The organism is Methylobacterium fujisawaense (assembly GCF_039619325.1).
GTDB classification, from domain to species: Bacteria; Pseudomonadota; Alphaproteobacteria; order Rhizobiales; family Beijerinckiaceae; genus Methylobacterium; species Methylobacterium fujisawaense.
The window spans coordinates 4,668,394-4,688,058 of record NZ_CP155000.1 but is presented as its reverse complement, the minus strand read 5'-3'; the positions used below and the strand labels follow the sequence as shown (position 1 = coordinate 4,688,058).

Below are 19,665 nucleotides of genomic sequence, written 5' to 3'. Positions count from 1 at the left end.
CCGATGCCGTCCACCGCATTGCCGTTTTTTAATCTTGCGGACATGCTACCAAATCATCGCCGCTCTATTATCTGAACACGGAATGAATAAGGCCAATGCAGATGAAGGCCTTTTCTCCGGTAATAGAGGGATATTTCATTATGTCCTACCATAAATCCATGGTTGCGGCCCTCGTGCTCACCACAATCGTCGGCGGAACGGCCTACGCGGCGGAGCAGGCGGCCCAGCACAACGGCACGCAGGTCAGCGCGAGTCAGACCGCGATCGACAAGGATGTCGGCAAGCTCTCGAAGGACGGCGCGCAGGGCTTCAGGGATCTCCAGCTTACCCGCCTCGCGATCTTCGAGGCCAATCCCGGCCAGGCCAAGGACATGATCGCCAAGGCTCAGGCGGCCTTCGCGAAGGCCAAGTCGGACGACGCGGTGTTCACCAAGGCCGAGGCCGAGCTCAACTCGCCGGCCGACATGGCCGCTCACAAGGCGACCGCGCCGGGGGACAAGGCCGGAGCCAAGCCGGCTTCCAAGAAGCAGGTCGCCTGGGTGCCTGTCGACGCGCAGCTGACCTTGGGCGACGATTTCGTGGCCACGCCCACCAAGGCCTCGGCGGTGACCGAGGCGAACAAGAACCTCGCACAGGGTGACCAGAAAGGCGCCTTGGAGAAGCTCAAGCTCGCCCATGTCGACGTCAACTTCACGATGGCAGTCCTGCCGCTGAACACGACCATCGCAAATGTCGACCAGGCGGCGGCGCTGATCGGACAGGGCAAGTATTACGAAGCGAATGCGGCTCTGAAGACAGCCCAGGACAACATGCGCTTCGACGTGATCGATGCGGTCGCGGTGCCTCAGAAGGCGACCGCCGCCGCGGCCGACAAGGGCGCGCCGCAGGCCACCGGCACGACCGCGGGTGCCAAGACCGGCCAGTGACCGACCGCTGATGATGGCCGCGCCCGATGGATTTCAGGCGCGGCCCGGTCGGCACGAACACGGGAGGGTCGCGTGCGGCGATTCTGGATCTCGACCGTCCTGGGACTCGAACTGCTCCTCGGCGGAACCCTGACGGCGTCCGCGCGGGCGTCGGGAGTTCCGGACTTCAATATCCGGGCGATCTGCGCGCCGGAGCACCGGGCGGGATCCAGCGCCGTCGATCGGGCGAGCTACCGGGGTTGCCTGTCCGACGAGGCTGCCGCGCGGCGCACCCTGATCAGGCGCTGGACCACGTTCGACGTGGCGGAGCGCCGGACCTGTGCGGCGGAGAGCCAGATCGGCGGCGCCCCATCCTACGTGGCGATGCTGACCTGCCTGCAGCTCGGAAGCGACGCGCTGCCGGTCAACCCGTCGGGTCCGCCCTGAGACGACGGCATCCGCGCGACGCCCGACTGCACGCGCCAGGTCGACGCCGCTACGGACGCCGCAACGGATCGCACGTCCGTGATCCACGCATAAGGAACCAGCGATATCTCCAAGACGTCCTGCACTATCGATTGAATGGAGGAGGCATCATGTTCAAGACTACGGCTCGCGCTGCTCTTTGCCTGGCTTGCGTCTGGTCCGTCACGCCCGCCCTGGCGGCCCCGAAGGAGATGCCCCAGGGTAAGCGTGATGAGATGTCGATGAAGGACACCAAGCACGAGGTGGCGATGCAGCGGAAGGAGAATAAGGAAGCCAACAAGAACGTCGACAGCCTGATCACGAACCGCAAGTGAGCGGTCGCGTTCCCGTCGACGACTGACTGTCTTGCTACCGAGAGGAACACCGGACGCGGTGCTCCTCTCCCGGCGGTCCCGGGCCTGGCTCGGGACGGCTCGCGCGCGGGGGCACTCGGCATCGCGGCCCGCGTGCGGTCTTCGAGTGGTCACCGGGCCGGGCCTTGGCTTAGGGATAGGTCCGGGCGCGCACGGCGCCGCCGCAGGAGCCAGCGCCATGCCCGGTCGGACTTCGTCGTGACGGCCTACAGCCTGCGCGCCCGGCTGCTCGCGCTCTGGGTCCTACTGCTCGCCTCCGCGGCCGCGACCGCCTACCTGATGTTCGGCGTGTACAATCAATCGACCGGCGTCCAGGTGGCGCAGGCCGATCTCGCGGTCGGCCGCGCCTGCCGCGAGATCATCGACCGCTACGCCGCCCTGGTCCGCGCCCGCGGCCGCGGAATCACAGAGGGCGACCGCGTCGGCACCGTGTCCGCCGCGCTGGCGCGCTTCCCCGGCATCGAGGGCGGGATCTGGAGCGCCTCGGGCAAGTCCGTGGCCTACGCCTATCCGACCTACGAGGGGACCGGACCGAAGACCGACCTTCCGGCGGCCGAGCACGACGCCATCGCGGCATTGAACGCCCAGGCCCTGCGCGTCGACCACGCGGTCTCGGACCGCCGGCCGAGCCGGACCCAGGTGCTGATGCTTCAGGCCTGCCCTCTTCACGGGCCGGAGGCCGGCCTCACCGCGTGGGCGATGGCGCGGGCGCATGTCAACGACGGCCCGACCTACACGCGCTTCCTCGCGGGGCTCGGCTTTTTGGCCGCGACCGTGCTCGGATCGGCGGCCTTCCTGGGCTGGTTTCTGTACGGCTTCTCCGGGCGGATCGCCCGCCTGGAAGCGGCACTCGCAGCGCCGCGCCCGGACGGCGAGGATCTGCCGCATCTCGACCGCACCGGCGAGCGGGAGCTCGACCGGCTGGTGGACGCCCTCAACGCCGCAGGCGGTCGGCTGCGGGAGGCGCAGTCCCGCAGCGTGGCGACCGAGCGCTTGGCCGCGGTCGGCCGGCTGGCGGCGAGCATCGCCCATGAGATCCGCAATCCCATCGCGGCGATGCGGCTGAAGGCCGAGAACGCCCTGGTCAGCGGCGATCCGCACCGCGCCGCCTCCGCCCTCGAGACGGTGCTCGGCCAAATCGCCCGGGTCGACACTTTGCTGCGCGACCTCCTCAACCTGACGCAGGCGCGGGCGCTCAACCGGACTCCCACGCCGGTGGCGCCCCTCCTGGCGGAATGCGCGCACCTGCACGAGGAACTGGCGCACGCGCGCTCCGTTCGGGTCGCGATCGCCGCCGACGGACTGCCCGCCACGGACCATCCGCATCTCGACCGGGCGCAGATCGCCCGGGCCCTCGACAACCTGCTGCTGAACGCCCTGCAGCACGCGCCGCCGGGCGGCCGGATCCGCCTCGGGGCCGAACGCGTCACGGCCGACGGCGCCTTGCGGCTGCGCCTCAGCGTCGCCGATACCGGCGCCGGCATCGATCCGGCGATTCGCGCCAGCCTGTTCGAGCCCTTCGTCACCAGCCGGCCCGACGGCACCGGCCTCGGCCTCGCGATCGTCCGCGAGATCGCCCTGGCGCATCGCGGCGAGGCCAGGCTGGTCGCGGACGCCCCCGAGACCACCTTTGTCCTGGATCTGCCATGGCAACCATCCTGATCGTCGACGACGACAGAGCCCTGCGCGACGGGCTCGCCGAGACGGTGACCGATCTCGGACATACACCGGTCCCGGTCGCGTCCGGCTCGGAGGCGCTGGCGCGGCTGCGCGAGGGGCCGGTGGCGGCGGTGCTCCTCGACCTGCGCATGCCCGGCGACCTCGACGGCATGGCCACGCTGGAGCGGATCCGGGCCCTGCCGGAGCCCCCGCCCGTGACAGTGCTGACCGCCTTCGCGAGCCCGGCCAACACCATCGAGGCGATGCGCCTCGGCGCGCACGACCACCTCACCAAGCCGATCGGCCGCGCGGACCTCGCCGCGGTGCTCGACGCGATGCTGCGCGAGGCCCGGTTCGATCCGGGCAGCGCCGCCCCGCCGCCGGAGCATCCGGTTCTGATCGGATCGAGCGCGGGCATGCGGAAGATCCAGAAGACCATCGGCCTCGTCGCCGACAGCGCGTCGACGATCCTGATCCAGGGCGAGACCGGCACCGGCAAGGAAGAGGTCGCCCGGGCCCTGCACGCCTTCTCGCGGCGCCGCGCGCGGCCGTTCATCCCGGTGAACTGCGCGGCGATCCCGGCCGATGCCTTGGAGAGCGCGCTGTTCGGCCATGTCCGGGGGGCCTTCGCGGGCGCGATCGCGGACCGCGCCGGCGCCTTCCACGAGGCCGAGGGCGGCACCCTGTTCCTGGATGAGATCGGCGACATGCCGGCGGCGATGCAGGCCAAGATCCTGCGGGTGATCCAGGATTGCGTCGTGACCCCGCTGGGGGGTCGGTCCACCCGGGTCGATGTCCGCCTCGTGGCGGCGACGCATCGCGACCTGCCGCAGCTGGTCGCCGAAGGTCGGTTCCGGGCCGACCTGTTCTACCGGCTGAACGTCGTGCCGATCACCCTGCCGCCCCTGCGTGAGCGCCTCGCCGACATCGTGCCCCTGGCCGAGCATTTCCTCGTGCCCTCGGGCAAGCGCCTCAGCGGCGGAGCCGCCTCGCGCCTGCTGGCCTACGAATGGCCCGGCAACGTCCGGGAGTTGCGCAACGTCGTGGAGCGGGCGGCCATGCTGGTGCGCGGTGGCGCCATCGCGGCCGAGGCGATCGACCTGCCGGCGATGCGGACCGACCGGCGTGGCGGCGATACGGCGGACAGCTGGCTGGCCGGGGATCTGCCCGGCGCCGTCGCCCGCCTGGAGCGGACCATGATCGCCGCCGCGCTCCGCGAGGCCGACGGCAACCGCGCCCGCGCCGCCCGCCGACTCGGCATCCAGCGGCAGCTCCTCTACGCCAAGATCGAGCGCTATGGCCTCGCTGCGCCAGGGGCCGACCTGTCGGAAGAGACGACAGAAGCTGTCGGGAATCCGAACGCTGCGCGGGACATCGACCCGAGCTGACGCCTCTGGGACCGGAGAAGCGTTCACATCCGGCGTGAGGACTGCCGCGGCCGGGAACCGTTGGCACGCGCGGGCGTCGAGCCCCGCATGCGACGGCGCGGCCCGGATCGGGACCGGGCCGTCCGTCGGTCGGGGGATCGCGGCGGGATGGACAGGATCGAGACAGGCGCGGGCGCGCGCGGCAGCCGGACCACCTCCGCGAAGGCTTTGCGCGGCCTCGACGCGCTCAACTTCTTCCTCGCGGACGTGCGTGACGGCCTCGGCCCCTACCTCGCCATCTACCTGATCGCCGTGCGCGGTCCCGACCAGGGCTGGAACGAGGCCACCACCGGCCTCGTGATGACCATTGCGGGCATCCTCGGCCTCGTAGCGCAGACGCCGGCCGGGGCGCTGATCGACGCCACCAACCACAAGCGCGCGGTGGTGATCGGCGGTGCCATCGCGGTGACGGCGAGCTGCCTCGTCCTGCCGTTCATCACCAACTTCTACCTCGTCACCGCCACCCAATCGATCGCCCACGTCGCCGGCACGATCTTCCCTCCGGCGCTCGCCGCGATCACCCTCGGCCTCGTCGGCCCGAAAATGTTCGCCAAGCGGATCGGCCGCAACGAAGGCTTCAACCATGCCGGCAACGCGGTCTCCGCCGCGCTGGCGGGCGGTCTGGCCTATTTCTTCGGGCCCGTGGTCGTGTTCTGGCTGATGGGCATCCTGGCGGCGCTCTCGATCGGCGCCATGCTGATGGTGCCGGCCGACGCCATCGACAACGACCTCGCCCGGGGCATGACCGAGGAGGAGGAGCAGGCCCAGGAGAAGCCCTCGGGCCTTGCCACCCTGCTGCAGAACCGGGCGCTGCTCCTGTTCGCCGTGCTCTGCGCGATCTTCCACCTCGCCAACGCGGCGATGCTGACCTCTGTGGGCCAGCTCCTGACGCACCTGTCGGGCAAGGACCACGCGACGTCGCTGATCGCGGTCTGCATCGTGGCGGCGCAATGCGTGATGGTGCCGGTGGCGATCTTCGTGGGCGCCAAGGCCGACGTGATCGGCCGAAAGCCGATCTTCCTGACCGCTTTCGGGATCCTGGCGCTGCGCGGCGTGCTCTACACCCTGTCGGACAACCCGTTCTGGCTGGTGGGCGTGCAGCTCCTCGACGGGATCGGCGCCGGCGTCTACGGCGCGCTGTTCCCGATCGTGGTGGCCGACCTGACCCGCGGTGGCGGCCGGTTCAACGCGGCCCAGGGCGCCGTGGCCACGGCTCAGGGAATTGGCGCCTCGTTGAGCGCCACGCTCGCCGGCGTCATCATCGTGTCCGCCGGCTATTCCACCGCCTTCCTGGCGCTGGCGGCCATCGCGGCGCTCGGCTTCGTCCTGTACTTCGCACTGATGCCCGAGACCCGTGGCACGGTGCGCGCGGGCAGCGAGCCCGAGAGCGGCGGGGGCAGGACCCCGGCTGTGCCGGTGCGCGCCTGAACGCGGCGCTTCGACCCCGAAGCCACGACGGCTTCTGCCGTCCGTGTCGATGCCTGGCGCCGCAGGCGAAGCCGAAAGCGGCGCCGTTCCTGTCGGCCGGGCCTTACGACACCGCGGCCAGCTCCGGCGCAGCCGTCGCCGTAGCCGGGTCGGTCGCCTCCGGCGGGGCCTTCCGCGAGACGTAGTAGATGTCGACGGCGCGCCAGAACGCCCCCTGCTCTTCCACCGAGCGGCGGGCGAGGGACGCCTCGAGTATCGACATCGCGGCCCGTGCGGGCTCGCTCCGCTCGAGTTCCTCGAGCAGGCCGGCGAGATTCAGCATGGGGCTTACCTCCGAGCGGACAACAACCCCAACTAACGCCCGAGCGGGCGTAACGATCCGCCACGCCCTGCATGTCCGAGCCCTGCATGATCCTTGCCTCGGACCGAGGCGCGGCTACCATCCCCGCGTCGAGTCCGACTCGTCCTCCCGTCCACCATCGAGGATTTCCGATGTTCTCCTGCCGAAGCGGTGCGGCCCTACCCCTGCGCGGAGCGATCTTCGCCCTGGCCCTGGCCGGCGGATTCGGGGCGGCTCCCCTCGGCGCCCGCGAGATGCCCGAGTCCGGCACCGCCGCAGCGGTGAAGAAGCCGAACGTCGTGATCCTCGCCACCGGCGGCACGATCGCCGGCGCCGGCGCCGATGCCGCCAACAGCGCCACGTACACGGCCGCTAAGGTGCCGGTCGACAAGCTGATCGCGGCCGTGCCGCAGGTGAACACCATCGCCAATGTCCGCGGCGAGCAGGTCTTCCAGATCGCCTCCGAGAGCTTCACCGACGCCCAGCTCGTCCAGCTCGGCAAGCGCGTGTCCCAGCTTCTGAAGCAGGATGACGTCGACGGCGTCGTCATCACCCACGGGACCGACACCCTGGAGGAGACCGCGTTCTTCCTCGACCTCGTGGTGAAGAGCGACAAGCCGATCGTGGTGGTCGGCTCGATGCGGCCGGGCACGGCGATCTCGGCGGACGGTGCCCTCAACCTGCTCGACGCCGTCACGGTCGCCGCCAGCAAGGAGGCGATCGGCCAGGGCGTCACCGTGACGATGAACGACTACATCCAGTCCGGCCGCGACGTGAACAAGCGGACCAACATCGTGCCCAGCGCCTTCTACAGCCAATGGGGCCCGCTCGGCATGGTCGTCGAGGGCAAGACCTACTTCTTCCGCTCGCTCACGAAGCGGCACAACATGAGCTCCGAATTCGACATCGACCAGATCGACAGCCTGCCGCTGGTCGGCATCGTCTACGGCTCGGGCAACATGATCCCGGGCGTTTACGATGCCGAGGTCCAGGCGGGCGCCAAGGCGATCGTCAACGCCGGCACCGGCAACGGCTCGGTCCCCGGCTACCTCGTCGACAAGCTCAAGGACATCCGCTCCAAGGGGACGCTCGTGATCCGTTCCTCACGGGTGCCGGACGGATTCGTTCTGCGCAACGCCGAGCAGCCCGACGACAAGTACGACTGGGTGGTCGCCCACGACCTGAACCCCGCCAAGGCCAAGGTCCTGGCGGCCGTGGCGCTTACCAAGACGACCGACACCAAGGAGTTGCAGCGCATCTTCTGGGAGTATTGAGGGTCGGCGACGGACGCGTGCCGCCCGGGTCGCAGGCGCGGATTCCGGCGCCGCTGCAACCCGGGCGGTCCCATCAGCCGCGCCTCATTCTGAGGTGCGGCGACGTCGCCTCGCAGGAGCGCTCCGGCGAGCCGTCCGATGCCTGAAGCGCCCCGGCGCCTCAGGATGAGGCCGTGAATCGGACGCCGGCTCGCGAAATGGCTGGGCGCGCCCGCGCGCCGCCCGGGTTACATCCCGCGGTGCACTCCTTAGATACCAGCCACCGACGCGGCCGCCGGACCGAGCCCGAATCACGGCCTCAGCCCCGCGCCCGTCGGCACCGAGCCTGGAGGAACGAGAATGACCGAGCTTCATCCCGAGGTCGCGGCGGTCACCGAGCGCGTCGTGGCGCGCTCCCGCGAGACCCGGCGCGCCTATCTCGACCTGATCGCCCGTGAGCGCGAGTCGGGGGTCCGGCGCGGCAAGCTCGCCTGCGGCAACCTCGCCCACGGCTTCGCGGCCTCCGGCGAGGACAAGGCGGCGATCCGCGACGAGCGGACGGTGATGCACATCGGCATCGTCACCGCCTACAACGACATGCTCTCGGCTCATCAGCCCTACGGGCGCTATCCGGACCAGATCAAGCTGTTCGCCCGGGAGCGCGGGGCCACCGCGCAGGTGGCGGGCGGGACGCCGGCCATGTGCGACGGCGTCACCCAGGGGCAGACCGGCATGGAGCTGTCGCTGTTCTCCCGGGACACGATCGCACTGTCCACCGCGGTGGCCCTGAGCCACGGCATGTTCGACGGCGCGGCGCTCCTCGGCATCTGCGACAAGATCGTGCCGGGCCTGCTGATCGGCGCGCTGCGCTTCGGCCACCTGCCGACGATCCTGATCCCGGCCGGGCCCATGCCCTCCGGCCTCGCCAACAAGGAGAAGCAGCGGATCCGCCAGCTCTACGCCGAGGGCAAGGTCGGCCGCGCGGAACTGCTCGAATCCGAGTCGGCCTCCTACCACGACGCCGGGACCTGCACGTTCTACGGCACCGCCAACTCGAACCAGATGATGATGGACATGATGGGCCTGCACATGCCCGGCGCGTCCTTCATCAATCCCGGCACCAAGCTGCGCCAGGCCGTGACCCGGGCGGCGATCCACCGGCTCACCGAGATCGGCGCCGCCGGCAACGATTACCGGCCGCTCGGCCTGTGCGTCGACGAGAAGGCGATCGTGAACGCCGCGGTCGGCCTGCTCGCCACCGGCGGCTCGACCAACCACGCGATCCATCTGCCGGCCATCGCCCGCGCCGCCGGCATCGTGATCGACTGGGCGGATATCGATCGCCTCTCCAGCGCGGTTCCGCTGATCGCCCGCGTCTATCCGAACGGCTCCGGCGACGTGAACCATTTCCACGCGGCCGGCGGCATGAGCTTCGTCATGGCCGCGCTGCTGGATGCCGGCCTGCTGCACGACGACATCCTCACCGTGGCGGGCCAGTCGCTGCGCGACCACGCCCGCGACCCGAAGCTCGCCGGCGAGGAGTTGGTCTTCGAGGACGCCGTGCCGGAGAGCCTCGACGACGCGATGCTCCGCCGGCCCGCGAACCCGTTCCAGCCGGATGGCGGCATGCGGCTGGTGAAGGGCAATCTCGGCCGGGCGACGTTCAAGACCAGCGCCGTGGAGGAGCACCGCCGGACCATCGAGGCACCGGCCCGGGTCTTTTCGGACCAGGACGATGTGCTCAAAGCCTTCAAGGCCGGCGAACTGGAGCGGGACGTCGTAGTGGTTGTCCGCTTCCAGGGCCCGAAGGCCAACGGCATGCCGGAGCTGCACAAGCTCACCCCGCCGCTGGGCGTGCTGCAGGACCGCGGCCACAAGGTCGCGCTGGTGACCGACGGGCGCATGTCGGGGGCTTCGGGCAAGGTTCCGGCCGCGATCCACCTGAGCCCCGAGGCGCTGGGCGGCGGTCCGATCGGGCGGATCCGCGACGGCGACATCGTCCGCCTGAGCGCGGCGGACGGCCTGCTGGAGGTGCTCGTCGACGACGCGGAGCTGGCCGCCCGGCCGGAGGCCGAGGCTCCGGAGCCGGCGCAGGGCACCGGTCGGGAATTGTTCGCGTTCATGCGCCAGGGGGCCGATACGGCGGAGCGGGGCGCCTCGGCGATGCTCGCCGCCGCCGGTCTCTGAGTTCGTAGAGGAGGTGCCGACCATGAATGATCTGACCAGCATCGACGCGCTGATGCGCTCCGTGCCCGTCATTCCGGTCCTGGTGATCGACGACGTGGCTCAGGCCCGGCCCATCGCCGAAGCCCTGGTGAAGGGCGGCCTGACCGCCCTGGAGGTCACCCTGCGCACTCCGGCCGCCCTCGATATCATCCGGGAGATGACCCGGGTCGAGGGCGCGGTTGTGGGCGCCGGGACGGTGCTCAACCCCCGCGACCTGGAGAACGCCCTGAGGGCGGGGGCGGAGTTCATCGTCTCGCCGGGGCTCACCGACCCGCTGACCGACGCCGCCAAGGCCAACGGCGTCCCCTATCTGCCGGGCGTCGCCACGGCGGCCGACATCATGCGCGGGCTCGATCACGGGCTCGACCGGTTCAAGTTCTTCCCGGCCGAGGCCGCGGGCGGGATCAAGGCGCTGAAGGCGCACGCGGCGGTGTTCGGCGCGGTGCGGTTCTGCCCGACGGGTGGGATCACCGAGGCGACCGCCCCCGACTGGCTGGCGCTCCCGTCCGTGCTCTGCGTCGGCGGCAGCTGGGTGGTGAAGCCCGGCACGCCCGATCCGGCGGCGATCGAGCAGGCAGCCCGGGCCGCTGCAGGGCTGCGGACAGGAGCTCACCGCTAAATCGCCGCGTCCGAAGGGCGACCCTCCTGCCTCTCGGGGGAGGGAGAGCCGCGGCATCTCCGGCGTCTCCTGCCGATCCCGATAGATGTCGCCGCCAGCCGGTGCGGCGGATGAAGATCGCGCTTGTCCCGGAGACGCTGGCGTCCGGCGGCGACGTTTAGGCTCGCAGCCCTCTGCCGCCGAAGGCGCGCTGCGGCGCCGCCCACTACTCCGCCAGCAACGCCTCCCGCCGCGCCCGCGGCACGAACACACCGCCCTCCGGCTCCAGCGTGATGCGCCGCTCGTGGAACGCGTCCAGCGTCGAGCGGTGGCCGATCGACACGATCGTCGTCCCGGGCAGGCGCTCGCGCAGCATCCTGTAGAGGGCCGCCTCGGAGGGTTCGTCGAGCGAGGCCGTCGCCTCGTCGAGGAACAGCCATTCCGGCTTGGACAGAAGCGCACGGGCGATGGCCAGCCGCTGCTGCTCGCCCCCCGACAGCCGCCGCTCCCAGGTGTCGGTCTGGTCGAGGTGGTCGACCAAGTGCGGCAGCTGGGCGGCCGTCAGCGCATCCTTGATCGCCGCGTCCGAGAACTGATCGGTCGTGTTCGGGTAGACCACGGCCCCACGCAGTGTCCCCTGGGGGATGTATGGCCGCTGCGGCAGCACCAGCGCCGACTGCCCGGCGGGCACGTCGACCCGGCCCTTGCCGAACGGCCAGATCCCCGCGATCGCGCGGAACAGGGTCGACTTGCCCGAGCCGGAGGGACCCGTGACCAGGGTCGCGCCGCCCCGCGGCAGGGTCAGCGTGTCGGCGGTCACGATCGGGCGCCCGTCCGGCAGGGCGAGGACGAGGCCGCGCGCGGTGACGTCGCCCGTGCTCTCGTTGCCCTGGATCAAGCCGTAGCCCGCCGCCTCGAGGGCCTCGGCCTTGGTCATGGCCCGGCGGAAGGATCCGAGACGGTTGGTGTTGGCCTTGTAGGCGGCGAGCGTCGTGTAGGAATCCACGAAGAACGACAGCGAACTCTGCACCTGGCTGAAGGCCTGCGAGGTCTGCTGGAGGGCGCCCAGCGTGATCTTCTTGGCGAAGAAGGACGGGGCCGCCAGCACCATCGGGAAGATCACGCTCGCCTGCCGGTAGCTGAACGTGAAGGCGATCAGCTTGATGCGGCGGAAGATGATCCCGACGTAGTTGTCGATGACACTGTGGAACAGCGTCGAGAGCCGCGAGGCCTCCGCCCGCTCGCCGCGCAGCAGGGCGATCTGCTCGGAGTAGATGCGGTTGCGGGCCAGCGCGAAGCGGAAATCGGCCTCGACCCGCTCCTGCCGGAAGTCGAGCCCGATGAGCGGCCGGCCGATGAGGTGGGTGAGCCACGTGCCGACCACCGCGTAGGCGATCACCAGCCAGACCAGGAAGCCCGGGATCACCGTGTCGGTGAACGGCACCACGAAGTCCCGCGACAGGGTCCAGAGGATCACGATGAACGAGACGAGCTGCGCGGCCTGGCTCAGCAACCGGATCGACAGCGTCGTGGTCTGCACGATGAAGCTGTTGACGTCGGCCTGGATGCGCTGGTCCGGGTTGTCGGCCTCCTCGTCGGTGAACGGGATCCGGTAATGGGTGCCGTTGCCAAGCCAGCGCTCGTACAGGCTGTGCGTCAGCCACGTGCGCCAGCGGATCAGCAGCGAGGAATCCACGAACAGGTCGAACATGCCGATGGCGATGTTCAGCGTGGCCAGCGGCACGAACACCCAGAGCAGCTGATACCAGAAGGCGTTCGCGTCGTATTCCTGAAGCGAGTTGTAGATGTCGCGGTAGAAGAAGTTGAACCGCAACGTCAGCGCAACGTCGGCGAAGTTCACGAAGATCGACAGGGCCACGAGGTTGCGGCCGATCCGGCCCTCCGTGGTGCCGAACCAGCGGAACAGGCCGATCTCCTTGGTGGGCTTGTCGCGGTTGGCGAAATACGGGTCGGCGATGTTGGTGATCGCCCGGATCGGCTCGAGATGCGAGATGCCGAGCACGATGGCGGCGAAGACCACCGCACCGGTGGCGGCGAAGGCGGGCGGCAGAAGCGCCGCGATCACCGGCGGCAGCAGGCCCATGGCGGCGATCGTCTTCGATCCGGCCAGCAGCAGGTAGCCGACGCCGTAAACCGAGACGAAGACCTTCAGATAGGCCGAGATGCCGTTCGCGGCGATCAGGATGCCCGCCATGGCGAAGCCGGCGAGCGAGACATAGAGCGGCGGGCTCGGAATACCGGGAAATGCCAGCAGGATCAGCGCGGCCAGAGCCGTGAGCACGGCCTGGATTCCCAGTCCGGTCCTGAGTGCTGCCACGCGTCGATCCCCCATCCGTGCGCGCCCACTGGGGACGCCACCGGCGGCCTTGACCCCGGCTGATGGCCAGATAGTGGCACTTGCCCCGGGCTGTCGCGTGAAACTTTGGTCACGTTCCGACGGTGCGGCGATTTACGCGGTCGGCGCGGCTACCAGTTCCACTCCTCGAAGCCCGGCTCGCGGCAATGATAGCCGATCGGGCATTGCGGGTTGTCGCGCGTGGGGGCGAAGCGCAGCTCGGCGATCTCGGAGGCGCTGCATTGGCCGGGATTGCTCACGAAACGCTCCGGGGCCGACCCGGCGGCGATGATGACGTCACCCTCGTTCCTCACCAGGGCCATGGCCTCGGAGCAGGTCATGCGGGCCGTCATCGAGCCGCGGGGCGGCCGCGACTGCGCACGGGCCTCCAACCCGACCGCAACGACGGCGAGGTGGCTGAACAGCAAGGCGAGGGCCCACGGCCTCATCGGGAACGGGTTCCGGTACGCACCCGGGAAGAAAGCCCGCGGGTCTGGCACCATCCTGCACAAGCGGACCGCCCGAGACTGTCACCGGAATGCGCCACCGGGCCGCTTTCGCCGTCGGACCGCCGCAATCGGCGGATTAGGAGATTCCGGGATTGCCGAAAGCCGCTTTAGATTTGTGATCGTGGACGCCTGCGCGGCGACCCGGGCACGATGGCTCGACCGGCCCTCCGGCACGCGTCTCCGGCGCCCGGCGTGCCGGCCGACCGGCGCCGGAGTCAAGGGACCCAGCGATGTCCGCTCTCTCGATCCTCGACATCTCCGCCGTGCGCGCCGCGCCCGTTTCCCACGAGCCCTACGCCTACACGCTCGGCAGCAACGTCCTGAAGCCCGACGCGATCGACGACATCCGCCGCGACTTCCCCGAGATCGCCAAGCCCGGCTACCTCACGGTCGACGAGGTCGCCCTGAAGGGCCGGTTCAAGGCGCTGATCGACGAGCTGGAGAGCGACGCCTTCTCCAAGATCCTCGGGGAGAAGTTCGGCATCGACCTCGTCTCCTGCCCGCGTCTGACCACGATCATGCGGCGCAGCCAGCTCAAATACGGCTCGATCCACACCGACGGGCCGTCGAAGGTGCTGACGCTGCTCGTCTACATGAACGACGCCTGGGACGCCCCGGCCGCGGGGCGCCTGCGGGTGCTCTACGACGGGCGCAACTACGAGCCCTTCGCGGTCGAGGTGCCGCCCACCATGGGCACGATGTTCGCCTTCCTGCGGGCGGAGAATTCCTGGCACGGCCACGAGCCCTTCGAGGGCGAGCGTCGGGTCGTGCAGGTCGCGTGGCTCAGGGACGCATCGGAATTGGAGCGCAAGCGCAAGCGCAACCGTACGGCGCAGTTCCTGAAGGGTATCTTCGGCCGCTGATCGAACGAGAAGGGGGCGGACCATGGGTGCGGTCGTGCTGGCGGATCCGGGCGGCGGGGCGCGTTCCGGCTCCTGGCGTCGCTTCGCCCTGCCGGCGCTCCTCGTCCTCGGCTGGGTCGGCCTGTTCGCCTACAGCGCGGCCTACCTGACCGAGGACCTGCCGTTTCGCCCGACGGCGCCGGAGGCCAGCCCCTCCGCGGGGGGCGCCGCCGGTCCGCGCGCCACGGCGCGGCGGGTCGTGATGCTCGACGCGCCCGACCCGGGTGCCCCTGCGGAAGATCCGCCCGGCCAGACCGCCATGGCGGCGCCCACGGCGCCGCCGCCGCCCCAGACGGCCACCGCGATGCCGGGCGCCGCGATGCCGGGCGCCGCGGCGAATGCCCGTCCGGCGCCGCACCCCGCCTCGGCCCCCGCCCCGGCCCCCGTGGCGACCGAGTATGTCGGCGTCTGGGGGCCGACCCCCGAAGCCTGCGGGACCCGATCCCGGCGCCGGGGCTACATCCCGGCCACGATCACGCAGGATCGCGCCCGCGCCGGCCGCACGATCTGCCTCTTCCACGACATGCGACGGGTCGGCAGCGCCTGGGTCGCCGCCGCCGAGTGCAGCGACCGTGGCCGGCGCTGGTCGTCGCAGGTCCGCCTGCTGGTGGATGGCGAGCACCTGACGTGGTCGAGTAATCGCGGGACATCGACCTACACCCGCTGCAGTCGCCGCGCCGGCTGAGCGGCCCCGTCACGCCCTCGGATCGGACGCGTGGCGCTCTGCGGCGCGCAGGACGATGCGCGCGGCGGCCCGGCTCGGCGTGTCATTCGCGGCGAGCCGCATCAGCCCGTCGATCCGGGCGAGGGCAGCGAGCTGCGCGTCGCGGCCCGCACCGCCTGCCAGGAGCGACCGCATCGCGCCTGCCAGGCGCTCCGGCGTGCAGTCGGCCTGGACGAATTCCGGCATGGCGTTCTCGGCCAGGATCAGGTTCGGCAGCACGATGCTCGGGACCTGGATCAGCCGGCGGGCGATGAATTCCTCCGCCCGCGAGACCTTGTAGGCGACGACCATCGGGACGCCCGCGAGGGCGAGTTCCAGCGTGACCGTGCCGGAGGCGGCAAGCGCCGCCCGGGCCTCCCGGAAGGCGGCATATTTCGGCGCCTCGCCGGTGACGATGCGGACGGGCACCGTCCACTCCGCGGAAAGCCGCTCGATCAGCGCCCTGTGACGCGTCACGGCGGGCAGCACCGCCTCGACCGCGAGGCCTTCCGCCACCCGCGCCAGCGCCGCACCGAAGACCGGCATCAGCCGTTCGATCTCGGACCGGCGGGACCCCGGCAGCAGCACGAGGCTGTAGGGAACGGACTCGCGCCGCCGCTGCTCGGATGCAGTGGGCCGCAGTTCCGGAAGGCGCTCGATCAGCGGGTGTCCGACATAGGTGCAGGGCGGCCCGCCGAGCCGCAGATGCGCGTCCGGCTCGAAGGGCAGCAGGGCCAGGACGTGGTCGATGAACGGTCGCATCCCCTTCGCCCGCCAGGGCCGCCACGCCCAGACGCTCGGCGACACGTAATCGATGATCGGGATGCCGGGGGCCACCTTGCGCACCCGCCGCGCCACCGCGTGGGTGAAACCCGGACTGTCGATGATCACCAGCACGTCCGGCCGGGCGTCGACCGCCGCCCAGACGGTTTCGCGGATGCGCCGGAGCAGGGTCCGAGCCCGGGCGAGGACCGGCAGATAGCCCATCACCGCCACGTCATCGAGGGGGAACAGGGATGCGAACCCCGCCTCCGCCATGGCCTCGCCGCCGACGCCGCCGAAGACCACATCGGGCGCCGCCTCGCGCAGGGCCCGCATCAGCTTGGCGCCGAGCTGATCGCCGGAATCCTCGCCGGCCACGAGCCAGATGGTCCGGGGCCGGCCGGTCACGGCGTCCCTCCGTAGCCGACGACGAAGAGACCGAGGCGGTCGGCTTCCGCGGCCGTGGCCACGCGGTCGATGACCAGGGTCCCGCCGGCCTCCAGCGCCAGGCCGACGCAGCCTGCCTGGGCCGCGTTGCGCACGGTGCGCGGTCCGATGGCCGGGAGATCGATGCGACGGTCCTGGCCGACCTTGGGGGCCTTCACCAGCACGGTGGCGGGCATCGCCCGGCCGAACCCGAACGGACGGCGCCCCAGGGCCCGCGCCCGGGCCAGCATGCGATCGGTGCCCTCCGGCCCCTCCACGGCCAGGATCCGGTCGCCGGCCAGGGCCACAGCCTGTCCCAGATCGTAGGGCGAGAGGGCGTCGAGGACCCCGCGCCCGGCGCGGATCGAGGCGGCCGCCTCGGCATCCGGAATCCGGCGCCCGATGGGGCCCTCCGGGCAGAGCAGGTCCGGCGCGGCCTCGTGGACGCCCACGACCCTGTGGCCGTCCTCTTCCACCAGCGTGACGGCGGCGCGCAGGAGGCGGTCGTCGCCACCGCCGGCGATCGCCCGCAGGGCCTCCCGGTTGCGCAGGGCGGCTCCGGCATTGAGGATCGCGGCCGGGCTCGGCCGGGAGACGCCGCCGGCCGGTACCACGATGGCCGGCCCCCAGCGCCGCAGAAGCTTCAGGGTGGCGGCGAGGTCGAGCAGGTCGACCGTGGCGTCGGCACTGGCCCGCAGGGTCGCCCCCGTGAAACCGCGCAGGGCGATCACGCGGAAGGGCCGGCGCGCCCGGCGCAGCGACTCGGCGACGAGTTCCGGCAGCCGGCCGGCCCCGGCGATCAGGACCAGGGCCCCCTCGGGGTGCGGATCGGCCTCGGTCACGGCCCGGCCGCTCAGGCGGCGCTGATGGGGGTCGGGATCTCGCGCGGCGTGCAGATCGAGCGCTTGCCGCCGAGGCGGATGAAGTCGAGGATCTCGCGGACCGCCGCGTGGGATTCGAAGGTCGCGGCCACGTCCTCCACCCGCTCCATCAGCGTGCCCTCGGGCGCGAAGAGCAGGCGGTAGGCGCGCCGCAGGGCGTGGATGTCGTCGCGGGCGAAGCCGCGGCGCTGCAACCCGATGATGTTGAGCCCCGACAGGTAGGCCCGGTTGCCGAGCACCATACCGTACGGGATGCAGTCGTTCTCCAGGCCCGACAGGCCGCCCACGAAGGCGTGCGCACCGACGCGCGCGAACTGGATCACGGCGGCGCCGCCCCCCAGGATCGCGTAGTCGCCGACGCTGCAATGGCCCGCCAGCATCACGTTGTTGGAGAAGATCACATGCGCGCCCACCCGGCAGTCGTGGCCGACATGGGAATTCGCCAGGAAGGTACAGTGATCGCCGACCACGGTCTCCAGGCCGCCGCCGCTGGTGCCCGGGTTCATCGTGACGCCCTCGCGGATCAGGCAATCGGCGCCGATCGTCAGGGTCGAGGCCTCGCCCCGGTACTTCAGGTCCTGCGGCTGGTGGCCGATCGACGCGAAGGGGAAGATCCGGGTGCGGGGTCCGATCGTGGTGCGGCCCGCCAGGACGACGTGACTGATGAGTTCGCAATCCGGCCCGAGCACGACCTCGGGGCCGACATGGCAGAAGGGGCCGATCCGGGCCCCGTCGCCGATCCGGGCGCCGGACTCGATCACGGCGCTCGCATGGATGAACGGCGCGCTCACTCCGTCACCAGCATGGCGCTGATCTCGGCCTCGGCGACGAGGTTGCCGTCGACCCGGGCCTCGCCGCGGAACCACCACATGGTCCGGCGCTGATTCAGCTTCGTCATGTGGAAGCGCACCTGGTCGCCGGGGGTGACGGGCTTGCGGAACTTGCACTTGTCGATGGTCATGAAGAACACCTGCTTGGTGTTCCGCCCGTCCGCCCGGATGTGGCGGCAGCAGATCGCGCCCGCCGTCTGCGCCATGCCCTCGATCAGGAGCACGCCCGGGAAGACCGGCATGTCCGGGAAGTGTCCCATGAACTGCGGCTCGTTCGCCGTGACGTTCTTGATGCCGACACAGGACTCGTCCCGGTCGATCTCGACGATGCGATCCACCATCAGGAACGGGTAACGGTGTGGCAGCAATTCCAGCAACGTCTGGATATCGGCTATGCCCAGCTCGGTGCCGGTCTCGCGCGCCGCCTCACTCATCGAAATCCGCACCTCGACTTGCCGCTCGGGGCGGCTTGCAATCCGGCCGCCCTTGGCGGGCCGAACGCCCTCTTCGGAAGAAATCGTCGGAAGCGCAAGGCCTTCCCGGTCAGGTGTCCTCGCCGCTCAGGTCCTTGCCGCCGCGCTCGGCGAGGCGGGCCAGCGTCGTCAACTCCCGGAACCAGGCCCGGACCGGCTTGGCGGGCGTTCCGCCCCAGCGGCTGCCCGGCGGCACGTCGCGGTTGACGTTGGACGAGCCGGCGATCTGCGCACCGCGGCCGATGCGCAGGTGGCCGACGACGCCGACCTGCCCGCCGAGGACGACGTAATCCTCCAGGGTGGTCGAGCCCGAGATGCCGACGCCCGACACGATGACGCAGTGACGCCCGATCACGACGTTGTGGGCGATCTGCACGAGATTATCGATCTTGGTCCCTTCCCCGATCACCGTGTCGCGCGAGGCGCCCCGGTCGATCGTGGTGTTGGCGCCGATCTCGACATCGTCCTGAACGATCACCCGCCCGACCTGCGGCACCTTGAGGTGGGTGGCGCCCATGGCGAAGCCGAACCCGTCCTGACCGAGGCGCGCACCCGGGTCGATGATCACCCGGTTCCCGAGGAGGGCGTGGCTGAGCGTGGTGCCGGCGCCGATCGCACAGTCCCGCCCGATGCGGACGCCCGGACCGATCACGGCATTCGGTCCGATCACCGTTCCTGCGCCGATCTCGGCACCCGGCCCGACGACCGCGCCGGGATCGACCGTGACGCCGTCCTCGAGCCGGGCTTCCGGATGGACATGGGCGCCGGACGCGACGCCGCGGACGGCGAACTGGGAGCCGGGACGCAGGGCATCGGGATGCAGACGGCCGAGCAGGGCCGCATAGGCGCGGTAGGGATCGCGGCTGACGAGGGCGACGGTGGTCGCGGGACAACGCGCCGCGAACCGGGGGGAGACCAGACACACCCCCGCCCGCGTCGCGGCGAGCGCGTCGCCGTAGCGGGCATTGTCCATGTAGGCGAGCTGTTCCGGACCGGCACTCTCCAGGGAGGCCGCGCCGCTGAACCGGCGGTCCGGATCCGCTCCGTCGGGGAGGCTGGCGCCGGCGGCTGCCGCGATCTCGGCCAGGGTGAGGCCATCGGCGGCGGCGGTGAAGAAGATGGGATCTGACATGCTCGATAACGCGCCG

Annotated in this window: 19 protein-coding genes; 11 read left to right on the top strand and 8 right to left on the bottom strand. The window is 70.7% G+C overall.

The window, feature by feature from the left end:
* Nucleotides 1-140 precede the first annotated feature (140 nt).
* The 6 genes from ABC766_RS22250 (at nt 141) to ABC766_RS22225 (ending at nt 6,258) form a co-directional block, all read left to right on the top strand.
* Nucleotides 141-926, top strand: a complete 786-nt coding sequence (locus tag ABC766_RS22250) for a YfdX family protein (RefSeq protein WP_345819513.1) — start codon at nt 141-143, stop codon at nt 924-926.
* A 72-nt stretch (nt 927-998) separates the two neighbouring features.
* The gene (locus tag ABC766_RS22245) at nt 999-1,352 is read left to right on the top strand and encodes a hypothetical protein (RefSeq protein ID WP_345819512.1); all 354 of its coding nucleotides are present in this window, start codon (nt 999-1,001) and stop codon (nt 1,350-1,352) included.
* A 149-nt stretch (nt 1,353-1,501) separates the two neighbouring features.
* Nucleotides 1,502-1,705 (top strand): hypothetical protein, encoded by a 204-nt coding sequence (locus ABC766_RS22240; RefSeq protein ID WP_287089643.1) that lies wholly within the window; start codon nt 1,502-1,504, stop codon nt 1,703-1,705.
* A gap of 237 nt (nt 1,706-1,942) precedes the next feature.
* The gene (locus tag ABC766_RS22235; protein ID WP_345819511.1) at nt 1,943-3,406 is read left to right on the top strand and encodes a HAMP domain-containing sensor histidine kinase; all 1,464 of its coding nucleotides are present in this window, start codon (nt 1,943-1,945) and stop codon (nt 3,404-3,406) included.
* Nucleotides 3,391-4,791 carry a sigma-54 dependent transcriptional regulator gene (locus ABC766_RS22230; protein WP_345819510.1) on the top strand — a complete coding sequence of 467 codons (1,401 nt, stop codon included), beginning with the start codon at nt 3,391-3,393 and terminating at the stop codon, nt 4,789-4,791. Before ABC766_RS22235 ends, ABC766_RS22230 begins: the two co-directional genes overlap by 16 nt.
* A gap of 147 nt (nt 4,792-4,938) precedes the next feature.
* Complete coding sequence (locus ABC766_RS22225; protein WP_345819509.1) at nt 4,939-6,258, top strand: MFS transporter; 1,320 nt, start codon at nt 4,939-4,941, stop codon at nt 6,256-6,258.
* A 103-nt stretch (nt 6,259-6,361) separates the two neighbouring features.
* On the opposite strand, the gene ABC766_RS22220 is transcribed toward ABC766_RS22225, so the two are convergent.
* A complete protein-coding gene (locus ABC766_RS22220) occupies nt 6,362-6,580 on the bottom strand; it encodes a hypothetical protein (protein ID WP_043350951.1) in 219 nt (72 codons plus the stop codon).
* 170 nt (nt 6,581-6,750) lie between these two features.
* Between ABC766_RS22220 and ABC766_RS22215 the strand changes: the two genes are divergently transcribed.
* From ABC766_RS22215 to eda, 3 genes are all read left to right on the top strand, one after another.
* Entirely contained in the window at nt 6,751-7,872 is a 1,122-nt protein-coding gene (locus ABC766_RS22215) for a type II asparaginase (protein ID WP_345819508.1), read from the top strand.
* A 339-nt stretch (nt 7,873-8,211) separates the two neighbouring features.
* The gene (gene edd / locus ABC766_RS22210) at nt 8,212-10,038 is read left to right on the top strand and encodes a phosphogluconate dehydratase (RefSeq protein WP_345819507.1); all 1,827 of its coding nucleotides are present in this window, start codon (nt 8,212-8,214) and stop codon (nt 10,036-10,038) included.
* A 22-nt stretch (nt 10,039-10,060) separates the two neighbouring features.
* The gene (gene eda / locus ABC766_RS22205; RefSeq protein ID WP_170861869.1) at nt 10,061-10,696 is read left to right on the top strand and encodes a bifunctional 4-hydroxy-2-oxoglutarate aldolase/2-dehydro-3-deoxy-phosphogluconate aldolase; all 636 of its coding nucleotides are present in this window, start codon (nt 10,061-10,063) and stop codon (nt 10,694-10,696) included.
* Between the two features lie 205 nt (nt 10,697-10,901).
* Here the strand turns inward: eda and ABC766_RS22200 are convergent, their stop codons facing one another.
* Together ABC766_RS22200 and ABC766_RS22195 are read right to left on the bottom strand one after the other, a co-directional pair.
* On the bottom strand, nt 10,902-13,013 hold the full coding sequence (locus tag ABC766_RS22200) for an ABC transporter ATP-binding protein/permease (protein WP_345819506.1): 2,112 nt from the start codon (nt 13,011-13,013) through the stop codon (nt 10,902-10,904).
* A 149-nt stretch (nt 13,014-13,162) separates the two neighbouring features.
* Nucleotides 13,163-13,480 (bottom strand): hypothetical protein, encoded by a 318-nt coding sequence (locus ABC766_RS22195; RefSeq protein WP_043758785.1) that lies wholly within the window; start codon nt 13,478-13,480, stop codon nt 13,163-13,165.
* 290 nt (nt 13,481-13,770) lie between these two features.
* Between ABC766_RS22195 and ABC766_RS22190 the strand changes: the two genes are divergently transcribed.
* Complete coding sequence (locus ABC766_RS22190; RefSeq protein WP_043382815.1) at nt 13,771-14,403, top strand: 2OG-Fe(II) oxygenase; 633 nt, start codon at nt 13,771-13,773, stop codon at nt 14,401-14,403.
* Nucleotides 14,404-14,425: 22 nt separating this feature from the next.
* On the top strand, nt 14,426-15,127 hold the full coding sequence (locus tag ABC766_RS22185; RefSeq protein WP_342141105.1) for a peptidase inhibitor family I36 protein: 702 nt from the start codon (nt 14,426-14,428) through the stop codon (nt 15,125-15,127).
* 9 nt (nt 15,128-15,136) lie between these two features.
* Here ABC766_RS22185 and lpxB read toward each other — a convergent pair whose 3' ends face one another.
* From lpxB to lpxD, 5 genes are all read right to left on the bottom strand, one after another.
* Nucleotides 15,137-16,315: a lipid-A-disaccharide synthase gene (gene lpxB, locus ABC766_RS22180; protein WP_345819505.1), complete on the bottom strand. Its 1,179-nt coding sequence runs from the start codon at nt 16,313-16,315 to the stop codon at nt 15,137-15,139.
* Nucleotides 16,312-17,175 carry an LpxI family protein gene (locus tag ABC766_RS22175; RefSeq protein WP_342141108.1) on the bottom strand — a complete coding sequence of 288 codons (864 nt, stop codon included), beginning with the start codon at nt 17,173-17,175 and terminating at the stop codon, nt 16,312-16,314. The genes lpxB and ABC766_RS22175 overlap by 4 nt, the downstream gene beginning before the upstream one ends.
* Before the next feature lie 11 nt (nt 17,176-17,186).
* On the bottom strand, nt 17,187-18,005 hold the full coding sequence (gene lpxA, locus ABC766_RS22170; protein WP_287089652.1) for an acyl-ACP--UDP-N-acetylglucosamine O-acyltransferase: 819 nt from the start codon (nt 18,003-18,005) through the stop codon (nt 17,187-17,189).
* Complete coding sequence (gene fabZ / locus ABC766_RS22165; RefSeq protein WP_043351216.1) at nt 18,002-18,478, bottom strand: 3-hydroxyacyl-ACP dehydratase FabZ; 477 nt, start codon at nt 18,476-18,478, stop codon at nt 18,002-18,004. Before fabZ ends, lpxA begins: the two co-directional genes overlap by 4 nt.
* Before the next feature lie 109 nt (nt 18,479-18,587).
* Complete coding sequence (gene lpxD, locus ABC766_RS22160) at nt 18,588-19,649, bottom strand: UDP-3-O-(3-hydroxymyristoyl)glucosamine N-acyltransferase (RefSeq protein ID WP_345819504.1); 1,062 nt, start codon at nt 19,647-19,649, stop codon at nt 18,588-18,590.
* Nucleotides 19,650-19,665: the final 16 nt, after the last annotated feature.

What these genes read in the sequence shown, in the direction of transcription:
- ABC766_RS22250 (WP_345819513.1), top strand. Translation starts at nt 141, where the DNA reads ATGTCCTACCATAAATCCATGGTTGCGGCCCTCGTGCTCACCACAATC.
- ABC766_RS22240 (WP_287089643.1), top strand. Translation starts at nt 1,502, where the DNA reads ATGTTCAAGACTACGGCTCGCGCTGCTCTTTGCCTGGCTTGCGTCTGG.
- ABC766_RS22230 (WP_345819510.1), top strand. Translation starts at nt 3,391, where the DNA reads ATGGCAACCATCCTGATCGTCGACGACGACAGAGCCCTGCGCGACGGG.
- ABC766_RS22225 (WP_345819509.1), top strand. Translation starts at nt 4,939, where the DNA reads ATGGACAGGATCGAGACAGGCGCGGGCGCGCGCGGCAGCCGGACCACC.
- ABC766_RS22220 (WP_043350951.1), bottom strand. Translation starts at nt 6,580, where the DNA reads ATGCTGAATCTCGCCGGCCTGCTCGAGGAACTCGAGCGGAGCGAGCCC.
- ABC766_RS22215 (WP_345819508.1), top strand. Translation starts at nt 6,751, where the DNA reads ATGTTCTCCTGCCGAAGCGGTGCGGCCCTACCCCTGCGCGGAGCGATC.
- edd (WP_345819507.1), top strand. Translation starts at nt 8,212, where the DNA reads ATGACCGAGCTTCATCCCGAGGTCGCGGCGGTCACCGAGCGCGTCGTG.
- eda (WP_170861869.1), top strand. Translation starts at nt 10,061, where the DNA reads ATGAATGATCTGACCAGCATCGACGCGCTGATGCGCTCCGTGCCCGTC.
- ABC766_RS22195 (WP_043758785.1), bottom strand. Translation starts at nt 13,480, where the DNA reads ATGAGGCCGTGGGCCCTCGCCTTGCTGTTCAGCCACCTCGCCGTCGTT.
- ABC766_RS22190 (WP_043382815.1), top strand. Translation starts at nt 13,771, where the DNA reads ATGTCCGCTCTCTCGATCCTCGACATCTCCGCCGTGCGCGCCGCGCCC.
- ABC766_RS22185 (WP_342141105.1), top strand. Translation starts at nt 14,426, where the DNA reads ATGGGTGCGGTCGTGCTGGCGGATCCGGGCGGCGGGGCGCGTTCCGGC.
- fabZ (WP_043351216.1), bottom strand. Translation starts at nt 18,478, where the DNA reads ATGAGTGAGGCGGCGCGCGAGACCGGCACCGAGCTGGGCATAGCCGAT.
- lpxD (WP_345819504.1), bottom strand. Translation starts at nt 19,649, where the DNA reads ATGTCAGATCCCATCTTCTTCACCGCCGCCGCCGATGGCCTCACCCTG.